The 12,256-nt window shown below is 40.3% G+C and carries 10 protein-coding genes and 1 pseudogene; 3 read left to right on the top strand and 8 right to left on the bottom strand.

All coding sequences use genetic code 11. The annotated features are described in order from the left end of the window. Positions 1-15: 15 nt before the first annotated feature. Both J2746_RS07755 and J2746_RS07750 read right to left on the bottom strand, forming a co-directional pair. Positions 16-723, bottom strand: a complete 708-nt coding sequence (locus J2746_RS07755) for a type 1 glutamine amidotransferase (protein WP_209618712.1) — start codon at positions 721-723, stop codon at positions 16-18. A 131-nt stretch (positions 724-854) separates the two neighbouring features. Then, entirely contained in the window at positions 855-1,325 is a 471-nt protein-coding gene (locus J2746_RS07750; RefSeq protein ID WP_209618709.1) for a phosphate-starvation-inducible PsiE family protein, read from the bottom strand. 170 nt (positions 1,326-1,495) lie between these two features. On the opposite strand from J2746_RS07750, the gene J2746_RS07745 reads away from it, so the two are divergent. Continuing rightward, on the top strand, positions 1,496-1,897 hold the full coding sequence (locus tag J2746_RS07745; RefSeq protein ID WP_209618707.1) for a hypothetical protein: 402 nt from the start codon (positions 1,496-1,498) through the stop codon (positions 1,895-1,897). An 11-nt stretch (positions 1,898-1,908) separates the two neighbouring features. Here the strand turns inward: J2746_RS07745 and J2746_RS07740 are convergent, their stop codons facing one another. The 3 genes from J2746_RS07740 to thrC all read right to left on the bottom strand — a co-directional run bounded on the left by J2746_RS07740 (position 1,909) and on the right by thrC (position 5,137). Next, complete coding sequence (locus J2746_RS07740) at positions 1,909-2,883, bottom strand: DMT family transporter (protein ID WP_209618705.1); 975 nt, start codon at positions 2,881-2,883, stop codon at positions 1,909-1,911. 591 nt (positions 2,884-3,474) lie between these two features. Then, positions 3,475-3,714 carry a DUF2769 domain-containing protein gene (locus tag J2746_RS07735; RefSeq protein ID WP_209618703.1) on the bottom strand — a complete coding sequence of 80 codons (240 nt, stop codon included), beginning with the start codon at positions 3,712-3,714 and terminating at the stop codon, positions 3,475-3,477. Positions 3,715-3,793: 79 nt separating this feature from the next. Further along, positions 3,794-5,137 (bottom strand): threonine synthase, encoded by a 1,344-nt coding sequence (gene thrC, locus J2746_RS07730; RefSeq protein ID WP_209618701.1) that lies wholly within the window; start codon positions 5,135-5,137, stop codon positions 3,794-3,796. Positions 5,138-5,381: 244 nt separating this feature from the next. Here thrC and J2746_RS07725 point away from each other — a divergent pair, with 244 nt between their 5' ends. Both J2746_RS07725 and J2746_RS07720 read left to right on the top strand, forming a co-directional pair. Beyond that, positions 5,382-6,146: a hypothetical protein gene (locus tag J2746_RS07725; RefSeq protein WP_209618699.1), complete on the top strand. Its 765-nt coding sequence runs from the start codon at positions 5,382-5,384 to the stop codon at positions 6,144-6,146. Positions 6,147-6,289: 143 nt separating this feature from the next. After that, positions 6,290-7,105: a UDP-2,3-diacylglucosamine diphosphatase gene (locus J2746_RS07720; RefSeq protein ID WP_209618697.1), complete on the top strand. Its 816-nt coding sequence runs from the start codon at positions 6,290-6,292 to the stop codon at positions 7,103-7,105. An 82-nt stretch (positions 7,106-7,187) separates the two neighbouring features. On the opposite strand, the gene J2746_RS07715 is transcribed toward J2746_RS07720, so the two are convergent. The 3 genes and pseudogenes from J2746_RS07715 to J2746_RS07705 form a co-directional block, all read right to left on the bottom strand. Further along, positions 7,188-7,766 carry a flavodoxin family protein gene (locus tag J2746_RS07715; RefSeq protein WP_209618694.1) on the bottom strand — a complete coding sequence of 193 codons (579 nt, stop codon included), beginning with the start codon at positions 7,764-7,766 and terminating at the stop codon, positions 7,188-7,190. Between the two features lie 86 nt (positions 7,767-7,852). Beyond that, positions 7,853-8,868: pseudogene (rhuM, locus tag J2746_RS07710) on the bottom strand (RhuM family protein). Between the two features lie 131 nt (positions 8,869-8,999). Then, on the bottom strand, positions 9,000-12,245 hold the full coding sequence (locus J2746_RS07705; RefSeq protein WP_209618693.1) for a type I restriction endonuclease subunit R: 3,246 nt from the start codon (positions 12,243-12,245) through the stop codon (positions 9,000-9,002). Positions 12,246-12,256 lie beyond the last annotated feature (11 nt).

Raw genomic sequence — 12,256 nt, 5'->3', positions numbered from 1 at the left:
GAGCCATTAATTCAATTAAGTTTTTTCTATTATATTCTCAAACCAGTCAAGTATTGAGAACATAAGGTTTGCTGAAACCTCCAGCAGGTCATCTCGTCCCCGTATCTCATTTTCGGATGAGATATATTTGCCATCTTCTGCCAGGTCAGAGCTGCAATTCTCAAGCAGACTTTCCACACAACACACATCAACTTCCGGGTGGAACTGCAATGCCAGCACCCTGTCACCATAGATGAAACCCTGCTCAGAACAGGCTTCACTCTCAAACAAGCGCCTGCAACCATTCGGGAGTGTAAATGTATCACCATGCCACTGGAAAACAGCAAATTCGTCCTGTACATGGAAAAGTTGCTTGTTTTTGTTTAGCTCATCCAGAGCCCTGACTTTATGCCATCCAATTTCACGATATTGATTTTGACTTACCTGCCCACCTAAAACCTCTGAAAGCATCTGGGCACCGAAACATATTCCATAAACTGCTTTACCACAGGAAATAACTGATTCCACAAATTCTTTTTCCTGTTTCAGCCAGGGATATTCAGCTTCCTGATACACACTCATCAATCCGCCCATGATGATCAGCAGATCGACATCCTCCGGGTCGGGAAAAAGTTGCTTTTCAGAAGGAACAATAACATGCAGAGAATGTTCTTTTTCACAGGTCCATTCCCTGATATTTCCAAGAGTTTCAAAATCGAGATGAACAAGACAATGTATCTTCATGATAACTCTGTTTTGAATGGATTTTAAAATTTAAACCTTTTCGCAAGGAACATCATATAGATAATAGCAGACTACAGAGATTATTGCACGTAATTAAAATATATTCGTTTTCAAAAAGATCAATGGAATGCTTATTCCATTTCATCATCACCAAGTTGGCATTTGAACTCCTTTTCAGAATTCACAACAAGATAATAAGTTCCCGCAAGAGCGATTATAAGGACTCCCATTCCAATAAGGAATAAAGGATCAGTATTTTTCAGGTCGACAATCAGTATTTTCCTTACTACTGCAGTGATACCAACAAGGATAATGACATCAACATTCATAGATGATTCAATGATTATCATCTTGACAGTCTCAAGCAGTTCAATTCCTATGATAACCAGGAAAAAGAGAGCGAATACATCCAGTATTTTATCCACACCTATTATAAAGTAAGGTGGATTTGAAATGTCAGTGATAAGTACCCAGCCAATCTCCAGCATGGCACTGAGAATGACAAAAACCATCATCACCATTATTATTTTTATTATGATAGTCTGGAATTTATTTATGTACCTTATAAGCAGAATATGCACCACCGGAACATTAGCATGCATAGTGAAAGATAGGTTCCAATATTATGTAATGTTAGCAACGACCACATAAAGCAATTTCCGTCTTACTGAACATTATTAAGTAAATAATATACGGCAAAAGATATATTTACTCTACGCTTATAGAAGTTACAAAAGCAGCAGAATACTTGTTTTCATGAGAGGAATAAGACTTGAATATAAACGGATACAGTGTGGTTATTGGTTTAATAGTGCTTCTTTTCCTGTTGGGATTTTTTATTCCCCAGGAAAATACTTCCCCTGTACCGGTAATTGACAATAGCTCCACAGAAAACACAACGAACATGACTCTACCTGCTGATGAAACTCCACTAATGTCTACTCCTGAAAGTGCTGCAAGTGATGAAAAGGGATGGTGGAAACATGAAGGTCACAGCACTGTAACAGGTAGCAACGTGTCTGCATCCGAATCAGGTAATTCTGAGGGGGATAGCAACAATGGAGATGATGAAAATAACAATGATAACGGAAATCATGAGATTCCCGAATTTCCAGTTCTTGTGATACCATTTGTTACAATACTTGGAATAGCCATGTACTTCAACAGAAAATAATTATCCGGTCATCATTTCCTCATACGTGAAGATGCCGTGAGATAATTGAAGACCGGATGAAGCTTCCACCTCACAGGAGTGTAAGCGTATCTTTTTTTCCGGAATATATCAAAAGTTCCCGGTTCCAGAACAAGTATGGATGCTCCCAGAAGTATGAAAAAACATCCTTGTATTGTGTTCATAAATATAGGTTCATGCAGGAAGACAAAACCAAATATGATGCCACTTACAGGCTCAAGTAATGCAAGGACACTTACAGTCTGTGCTCTTATTTTTGAAGCACTGTTCAGATAGAGAACTGAAGCAAAAGCTGTTGTTATAAGCCCAAAAAGGAAAAGCATACCTAAATTCGGTACAAGCACCTCTGCAGGAACTCCAATCCCAAATGGCAGGAGTATAAGCAGACTAATAAAAGTCGACCAGAAAAGCTGGGTCAGACCTGAATAATCTTTCTTCAGATAACTTACAGTCATAATGGTTCCACTATAAGATATGCCGGAAAGTATACCCAGTACTATTCCTGTTAAAAGATTTGCATTCAATGATGTGTTGTTTCCAGGTAGAACAACAAGTAATATTCCGCAGACCGAAATTAGCAGAGATAGCATTCCACGTTTTGTGATCTTTTCCTTCAAAAACAAAGGTGACAGGAGAGTGACGTAAACCGGAGCTGTATAAAGTAAAAGAACTGCAATTGATATTCCTGCATGTTTTATGGAACTAAAATAGGTATAAAGCGTAAATACATTAAATATTGCAATTAAAACTAGATAACGCTTATTTTTCTTCATATACAGTAATTTCAACTTGTTTGAACATATACAGTACATTAATAGCAGTAAAAATCCAAAAATAAGTCTGTAAAATATGATTGATACAGTTTGCATGCTATATATATGATTAAGAAAGATTCCACTAGCTCCAAATATAGTACATGATATTATAAGCTCTAAATAAGAGTAATTAGCGTTTTTAATGTGTTTCATGAAGTTTACGCTGAAAGCACTTAATAATATATAAAACAATCTGAAATGATAATTTATTACAGAACACTGGCCAATTAAAACGCTTTTAAGCCGGATGATAAGAGATTAGCCACTATAGAAAACATTCAATAACGAGATACGGCTTTTAAAGAGTTATTAATAATAGAAAATTTAAAAACAGAAAATGAAAAGACAATAACCACGCCACTTCGGCCAGACCGAAATGGCGCCCTTAGCTCATACTCTTTTTCCCCCACTCAGGTGCCCCCACCTGTCCCACCATAAACGCTCATACTCCATTTCCCAATTCAGAGAGGTTGAAATGTAGGCATTTGTTTTTAGATACTGAGGGGGAGTATCGAGCCTACATTTCTGTGCAATCCAATTCCGTATTTAACGGAGTTTGTTGGGATGATGAAATCCATATCGTACTCTATATGATATATTTCATGCTGACAATTTCTGACTGGCAGATATTGCCACAATAAATAGTACTTTTTACTACTATATAAATATATGTATATAATAATATATAATGATTATAATAATGATGAGGTATTATGAACTCCCCCATAATAGCTAAAAAAGACCTTATTCAGAACAAAAATATTCACCTTCAAGACCGAATTTACTGTGAATAATACATCCCTGACACAAACATCCCTTCTTTTCTAACCCAGTATACCCTCCTTTAGAGCAGAACATAAACTTCCCGATTTCAGGATAAGAAGGACACTCCGGACAATTGCAGCCTTTTGAATGATGATAAGATGTGCAGATTCCAAAATATTTACCACGCTTTTCCGGAACATATGAATTATTCTCTGTCAATAAACCACCCTACTGGATAATTTTAAAGATCAAATTAATAGTCTTGTGCTTAGAGCAAAAAAGAAAGGAAAAGGAAAACTCATCCGAGTTTTTCCTGAAGATATTTCTTGAAAGCAGGATAATCAGTTCCAAGATAATCCATGAACTCGTCCTTTGATTCTACCTTCTTCAGACTCTCCGGAAGTTCAGGTTCAACGCCTGTCTGGGCTTTGACATGTTCAGGGAATTTGGCAGGGTCCGCTGTTTCAAGGGTTACTGCAAGTGTGTTATCGCCTGATTCCCTCCTGAAATCAAGAAGTCCCTTTATTCCAACCGCACCATGTGGCTCTATTAGGATATTGTGTTTCTCGAAGATCTCCTTAATGGTTGCCTTAGTTTCCTCATCAGTCACAGAGCTGGAGAGAATATCTTTTCGGAGTTTATCCATATCGGGCTCTTTGCTAATGATACCTTTTTCATCCATGATACCGCCATAAATTGCAATAAGTCTTGCAAGGTTGCTTGGGTGACCCACATTCATTGCATTGGAGAGACAGTTCTTTGAAGGTACGATCTTGTCATACTTGCCTGTGCTCAGGAATGCTGGAACTTCATCGTTCTCATTAACAGAAGCGATTATCTTTTTGACAGGAAGTCCCATGGTCCTTGCCAGGACACATCCCATCATGTTACCGAAGTTTCCGGATGGGATGGAGTAGATTATATCTTCTGGATAATCTCTGAGTTTTGCGTAAGCGTAAATGTAGTAAATAGACTGAGGAACAAGACGACCGATGTTAATGGAGTTTGCTGATGAGAGGTTCAGGTGTTTTAGATCCTGGTCTGCAAATGCCTGTTTTACCATTGCCTGGCAGTCATCGAATTTACCATCAACTGAAATAGCAGTGATGTTCTTGCCAAGTGTGGTCATCTGTTTGCGCTGCCGGTCGGAAACCTCACCTGTTGGGAAGAGTACGATGACCCTGATATTGTCAAGACCATAGAATGCATCGGCAACTGCGCTGCCTGTATCACCGGATGTTGCGGTAAGGATGGTCAGACTTCTGTTCTCCTTGCTGAGATAGTACTGCATGAGTCTTGCCATCATGCGGGCTGCGAAGTCCTTGAATGATGCAGTTGGTCCTCTGTCAAGTCTCATTATGTAGGTCTGCCCATCAACAGGTTCAAGCGGGACATCGTAGTTGTAAGCGTCATAGGTGATGGCTTTGAGTGATTCATCATCGACCTCGCCATCAAGTACTTTGCTAAGTACCCTGTAAGCTATCTCAGGATATGGAACACCCTTAAAGGAGTCAATCTCTTCCTTTGAGAAGGTTGGCAGGCTCTTTGGCATATAAAGGCCGCTGTCCGGTGCAAGTCCGGTTATGAGAGCTTCCTGAAAGCTTACTTCCGGTGCGTTAAGATTTGTGCTGTAGAGTTTCATTTTAATCAGGAATTTTAGTTGATGTGGTTATAAGCTATATAGGATAATATCGTGATTATTGATAGATATTGACCTTTAAAGGATAAATAACTATGAATACCTTGTCATTAAGCTATGTTATGCCATTTTGGTGCGTCAATAATATAAGAGTATAACCTTCCTGAAGTAATATGAATAAAACGAAGGTTGGGAAATATTGAACAAGTTTGGCAAGTTTTTAATATTCATATCAATCATATTTGCTGTGCTGGTAGTCTTTTCTATAGTAATGACCATAATATACCTGGAAAGTACAGATAAGAAAGAGGAAACATACACGAGCAGTTATAATTATGAGATTACCATAAAAGCGAATAAAACTCTGCATAATGCAACATTTTACCTTCCTGTGCCAGTATCAGAGAATGAATCCATTGTGGGACAACAAATGATGTCCAAAGATTTTTACAATAACAGTCCCGAATGGAATTTCAGTCTTGTTAATACACAACATGGAACAATGCTTGAACTAAGCAACAAAAAAATAGTTCCAACTTATCATTCATTACCGAAACCCATATCTGAAGATCAGGAAGTTTCAAAGAAAGATACCATTAACGAGTCAAATGAATATTCGGAAGAAACTCCTGTGCTCAGGCCCATTAAGTTTACCGTCGGAATCACAGTAAAACAGAGTATCGATACAAAATATCCTCTTGGGAATGAATCAGTATTGATACCAAAGTACAACCTGAGAATAACGGAACCTGTAAATATGGTACCTCCACCTGAGTACATAGATCCTGAATACTATGAATATGAAAGCCTCATACTCGCACAATACAATACATCTGAACTGACAGATGTGGAGATAAGTATTGAGCTTACAGGCACAAATGAATGGTGGACCGGCGGATGGAGATTCGATACATTTCAGGATACTGTAAATGTCAGAATGAACGGAATGCAGAACGGATGGATTTCAGCAGAAGGAAGCATGATTACCGGTGACGGAATATACGACAACTGAAATGACTGTACACCGATTTTGCTTCAGAACATTTATTTATCAGGGAAAAATAGTTTTAAATTGATTAGCAACCAAATAACATATTGAAATCAGAGAGCAAACAAATCTCACAAAGAAAGTCAAATTGAAAGGGGGGAGTATTTATGTCAATAGTAGCTGTTTCGGATGTACACTTGGGTATGAGGGGAGCAAAAGAAAAGGATTTCATTGATTTTATCGAGTATATAAGGCACAGGAGAATTGATCACCTTGTGCTCCTTGGAGATATAGTCGATATATGGAGAAGGGATTTCACAAAAGCAGTGATGGAATGCTCTAAGTCACTTAGCATATTAAACGACATGCTGGATGAAACTGAGGTTCATTACGTTGTTGGTAACCATGATTTCTATCTGCTTCGCATGAGTGAGGTTCTGAAAGACAACTTTCCGTTCAAAGTGAAGAAGCACGAAGTTATCAAGGATATAAATCAGGAGTTTTTCTTCTTCCACGGATACCAGCTGGAAGTTTTGTGCAACCCATACTACAAGTCCATGAAAACTTACGAGGCTTTCAGCGAGCACATGTGTCTTGCAGGTGATGATGCCGGCAATGCAGCTGAAATGGTGTGGGAAGAGATACAATCCAAGCGTTCATTCTGGGATACTCTGAAGAGATTCCCAAGTGAACCAAAATCCGCACTCCAGTCAATGATGGAACCACCGGAGAAGAGAATAAGGAATTATCACAGACACAACGTAATCGAGCCAATAATGGAACTTGCTGCTGCAAAGACAAGACATTTCCTTTTGAATGTACGACCAGAACAATACCTGATATATGGTCACACCCACCTGGCTTATGTTGATGACAGGAACAAGGTTGCAAATACGGGAAGCTGGGGATTCGGAGACAAAAAAGACCTTGAATACATCGAAATTGTTGATGATAAAGTGAAGGTGAAGGAATTTAAGCCATAGGGCCGGATTCCATTATATTTTCTATTTGAACTTCAAGTTTGTTTTCTTGTTAATTTTAATTTATGTTAATTTCAACTCATACTTAATCTGCATTGATTTTATTCAGCAACCATGCCATATTAGATGCCAGGTTGTCCATTGTATGCATACCCTCTTCATCCTCATTGACGTCTCCCGGATGAAGTCCGATACCAAGGTTCCAGTAAGATGAACCCACGGTTACCATGCTGGTAATTCCAAACAGGTGATTGATGGAATCATAAGCAGCTACTGCGCCTGCCCTGCGAACTGCTACAACTGCTGCACCGGCTTTCCTTGCAAAAAAACCACCGTTTGCAAGAGATACATACCCTGCACGGTCAATGAGCGCTTTGGTCTCGGTTGTCACATCAGCAAAATAAGTTGGTGAACCGATCACAATTCCGTCAGCATCCTTCATTTTAGTGATACACTCGTTTATTGGGTCATCATCAAAAATACACAGATCGTTCTTTTTCTCAAAACATTTCATACATGCTGTACATCCATGAACCTTCTTCCCACCAATATTGATGGTTTCAGTTTCTATACCTTCAGCTTCCAGCTTGGATGTAAGTCTTTTCAGCATTGCTGCTGTGTTTCCTTCTTTACGTGGACTTCCGTTTATCGCGACTACTTTCATGGTTGGTTCCTCTTTTTGTGATTTTAAATTAATTATCCCTAGATGAATATTGCAAGTTGTTATAAGTGATTTTGGACTCAATGAGCTTAGTTGTACTCATCCTTACTCTCCATGATACGTCGGACCTCTCTGTCAAAGTCGGAGATGTAAGTAGTATCCTGTGTTACCCGGTATTCTTCATATTCCTGTTCAGCTTTCAGTTTTGCTTCCAGTGCACTGACCCTGCCTTTGTCTTTCAATATCGGATAGCTGGACAGTTCCAGGAAGTTATGCAGGAATTTACTCCAGTCCTGCATTTTCATTAGTATCTGGCGCTGTGCACGGTTTTCCGCGAGGTCGAGATAGGCAGAGACCAGCCGATTGAGTTCCCTGATATGAGCATCCCCCAGGTAGTTCTTGGCAGCTGTGACGTCAGATTTCAGTATCTTCCCGTCGGGTGCCTGTTTCCAGTTTGTCAGGCCCATGTGTAACTTTGTTGCGTCAGCAGAGTCATAAATGATTTCAGCGGCTGTTTTCCGGTGATCGCCCAATGGAGCTTGTTCTGTACCGTGGCAAAAAATTCCTTTGTTTGCGGTGCATTTTTGTTATAATCTGCAGAGAGGGCATATATGTCGGTGATCTTCTGGTAGAACCGCCTCTCGCTTGCACGAATCTCCCTGATACGCTCAAGAAGTTCTTCGAAATAGTCCTTTCCAAAAACCTGCTTCCCCTGTTTGAGCCGTTCATCATCCATTACGAACCCTTTGATGATGTACTCCTTCAGGATATGGGTAGCCCAAATTCTGAATTGGGTTGCCTGAAAACTGTTGACACGGTAGCCAACTGATATGATGACATCAAGGTTGTATAATTTTACAGGCTTATCAGAATATGCAAAGTGCATTTTTTGCACGTTGCTTTCTTCATCTAGTTCCCCACTGCTGAAAATGTTCCCGATGTGTTTGGTAATAACACTTCGATCCTTACCAAAAAGCTCACCCATTGACTTCTGTGTCATCCAGATATTCTCGTCCTGCAATACAACCTCTACCTTAACGTCTCCGTCATTTGAGGTGTAGAGGATGAAATCTGACTGGTTGCCGGAAAGGTTGTTCTCATTCATGGCTGTTTAGCTCCGCATTGCTGCTGTGTTTCCTTCTTTAAGTGGACTTCTGTTTATGATGACTACTTTCATACTTGATAGAAATAAAAAAGGTTTTTCAAGGCACGCCACTATGTGGACGAGTTTACCGTTTAAGAACTCTTTGTTATTTCATCAGCTATCAATTCCGCCTGCTTGAGTACTGTTTCTGTAGCAAGTGCCTGCATGTCAGGAGGATATCCATATTGCCTTAATGTTCTTTTTACAATAACCTTTAGTTTAGCTCTGGCACTTTCCTTTATTGTCCAGTCAATAGACGTATTTTGTTTTACCTTTTCAAATAAAACAACGGCTAACTCACGTAATTGATCTTTTTGCATTACTTCTCTGGCACTGTCGTTGTCTGCAATTGCTGTGTAAAAAGCATATTCAAAATCAGACATATCCATTTCCTGAGGCTCTTTATCCATACGCCTGATATCTTTACTTAGTTTGATTAATTCCTCAATGACCTCAGCCGCAGTTAAGACCTTGTTATGATATCTGACGATGGAATTTTCCAGCATTTCCATTAGGGATCTGCTCTGAACAAGGTTTTTCCTTGCACGGGCTCTAATCTCATCATTGAGCAACTTTTTCAGGACTTCCAGTGCCAGATTTTTATGTTCCATGTTCTGGACTTCTAAAAGGAAATCTTCTGACAATATGGAAATATCCGGTTTTTTAATTCCGGCTGCATCAAATACATCTATTACCTGTTCGGTAACAAGAGCCTTATCAATAACTTGCCTGATTGCAGTTTCAATTTCCTCGTCTGTTTTACCTGTTCCAGTGCTATCAAATTTAACGAGTCTGGCTTTTACTGCCTGATAGAAGGATATCTCATCCTTTACATCCATTGCCTGTTCGTGTGGGATAGCCAGAGAAAATGCTTTTGATAAAGCCGTTACTTCATCAATGTATCTTTTCTTTCCATTTTCAAGACCCAGAATATGTTCTTCTGCTTCAAGTATTATTGACAGCTTTCTGGAAGTGTCCGCGGCAAAGTAATCATCATAGATAAATCCGTAAAACATCTGGGATACGATTTCTAGTTTTTCAAGCATTAACTGAACTGCTTTCTCCTGAAGAACAGCAGGATCACCCTTGCCTCCGTTGTCTGAATAGAAGGATAAGGCTTCTTTCAGGTCAGAGGCTATTCCCAGATAATCAACTATCAGGCTTCCGGGCTTGTCTTTATAGACCCGGTTCACACGTGCAATCGCCTGCATGAGGGTATGGCCTTTCATTGGTTTGTCGATGTACATGGTATGGAGACATGGAACATCAAAACCCGTTAGCCACATGTCCCGGACGATTACAAGTTTTAATTCGTCTTCCGGGTCTTTCATTCGTTCTGCCAGAGCCCTTCTTTGATCTTTTGTTGTATGATGTTTTGATATTTTGGGACCATCGGATGATGCGGAGGTCATTACTACCTTGATCGCTCCTTTTCGAAGGTCGTCATTGTGCCACTGCGGTTTTATCCTGATTATCTCATCATAGAGGTCAGCAGCTATTCTTCGTGACATTGTAACGATTAGCCCCTTCCCTTCGAAAACTTCCTGTCGCTGTTCGAAGTGGGTCACAATGTCCTGAGCAATCTTCTTTACCCGGGTTTCACTGCCAATTAAGGCTTCAAGTTGAGTCCATTTTGCCTTGGTTTTCTGGGTTTCTGCAAGGTCTTCCTTTTCCAGCTCTTCATCCAGTTCAGCGACAAGTCTTTTTCCTTTGGTGCTAAGAGCGATTTTTGCCAGCCTGCTCTCATAATAGATCTTTACCGTGGCACCGTCTTCAACTGATTGCGAGATATCATAAATATCAACATAATTTCCAAAAACAGCAGGTGTGTTCACATCTGATTTTTCTATTGGTGTACCGGTAAAACCGAGGAATGTTGCATTGGGCAGAGCATCACGTGTATATTTCGCAAAACCGTAAACGATTTTTTTACCGATTACATTTCCTTTATCATCTTTGACATCGACATGTTTTGCCTTGAAACCATATTGTGTACGGTGTGCTTCGTCAGCTATTACAATGATGTTTTCCCTGTTTGAGAGTTTCGGGTAAACGTTGCCTTCTTCAGGCTGGAATTTCTGGATAGTAGTAAATACTATTCCACCGGATGCAACATTTAGGAGTTCTTTTAAATGATTTCTGTTTTCTGCCTGTACAGGTTCCTGCCTGAGGAGTTGCTTTGAAGCGGCAAATGTGTCAAAAAGCTGATCATCGAGGTCGTTCCTGTCAGTAATTACTACCAGCGTTGGGTTGTCCATTGCCAATACGATCTTTCCTGTGTAAAATACCATGGAAAGGGATTTGCCACTTCCCTGGGTGTGCCAGATAACGCCACCTTTGCGATCTCCTACAGGTTGTTTTTCCACTCCCGGAAGACCATAACTTTCGGGACTCTCGTGATGTATGCCCAGAGTATCCCAGTCCGTTTTTCCCTTTACAATAAAACCCGATGCCCTGAGTGTTGATTCCACGGCCCGGTTAACTGCATAGTATTGATGATATGTGGCGAGCTTCTTTACGGTCTGGATGGTAATGATGCCGGTAGCAGAGTCTTCTTTTTTCGATTTTTCAAATACGATGAAATGCCGGATAAGGTCTAAAAGAGTAGTTTTCTCAAGCATTCCGTTAATGAGTGTTTCAAGTTGTCCGATGGGTGGCGAGGCTTCAACGTTGCCATCTGAACTTTTCCATGCCATAAAGCGGCTGAAACCAGCGGAAAGGGAACCGGATTTTGCTTCCAGCCCATCGGAGATGACCATGAAACCATTATATGCAAAAAGGGAGGGAATAGTTTGTTTATAGGTCTGCAGTTGTTTGAATGCAGATTTTACGGTTGCATTCTCATCAGCAGGGTTCTTGAGTTCAATAACCACCAGAGGCAGACCGTTTACAAAAAGAATGATATCAGGACGCTTTTTCACATCGTTCTCAATAACAGTAAATTGATTGGTAACAAGGAAATCATTATTTTCAGGATTTTTAAAATCGACCAGCCAGACCAGATCACCCCTGTTAATCCCATCTTTCTGGTAACTTACATTTACACCTTCCGTAAGCATCCTGTGAAATGCCTCGTTGTTAGAAATGAGCTCCGGAGAGTTCAGTCGCTGAAGCTGCCTGATAGCATCCTCCCTCGCATCTGCCGGTACGCCCGGATTTATCCGACCAACAGCCGTTCGCAGACGCTCTAATAATAAAACATCCTCAAAACTGCTCCTTTCGGGAGTGTCACTATCCGAGGCAATGTCCGGCGCATAGATGTACCGATAGCCCTGACGTTCAAGAAGCTCGATGGCGAAGTTCTCTATTTCGGATTCGGTGATTTTAGTTGTAGTCATCCCTACTCCCC

The organism is Methanolobus bombayensis (assembly GCF_017873415.1).
Lineage (GTDB): Archaea > Halobacteriota > Methanosarcinia > Methanosarcinales > Methanosarcinaceae > Methanolobus > Methanolobus bombayensis.
The sequence above is the reverse complement of the archived record's forward strand: the minus strand, read 5'-3'. Positions and strand labels throughout refer to the sequence as shown.

Bases quoted from the DNA above. Each gene is read 5' to 3' on its own strand.
- J2746_RS07740 (WP_209618705.1), bottom strand. From the start codon at position 2,883: ATGAAACACATTAAAAACGCTAATTACTCTTATTTAGAGCTTATAATA.
- J2746_RS07715 (WP_209618694.1), bottom strand. From the start codon at position 7,766: ATGAAAGTAGTCGCGATAAACGGAAGTCCACGTAAAGAAGGAAACACA.
- thrC (WP_209618701.1), bottom strand. From the start codon at position 5,137: ATGAAACTCTACAGCACAAATCTTAACGCACCGGAAGTAAGCTTTCAG.
- J2746_RS07755 (WP_209618712.1), bottom strand. From the start codon at position 723: ATGAAGATACATTGTCTTGTTCATCTCGATTTTGAAACTCTTGGAAAT.
- J2746_RS07720 (WP_209618697.1), top strand. From the start codon at position 6,290: ATGTCAATAGTAGCTGTTTCGGATGTACACTTGGGTATGAGGGGAGCA.
- J2746_RS07750 (WP_209618709.1), bottom strand. From the start codon at position 1,325: ATGCATGCTAATGTTCCGGTGGTGCATATTCTGCTTATAAGGTACATA.
- J2746_RS07705 (WP_209618693.1), bottom strand. From the start codon at position 12,245: ATGACTACAACTAAAATCACCGAATCCGAAATAGAGAACTTCGCCATC.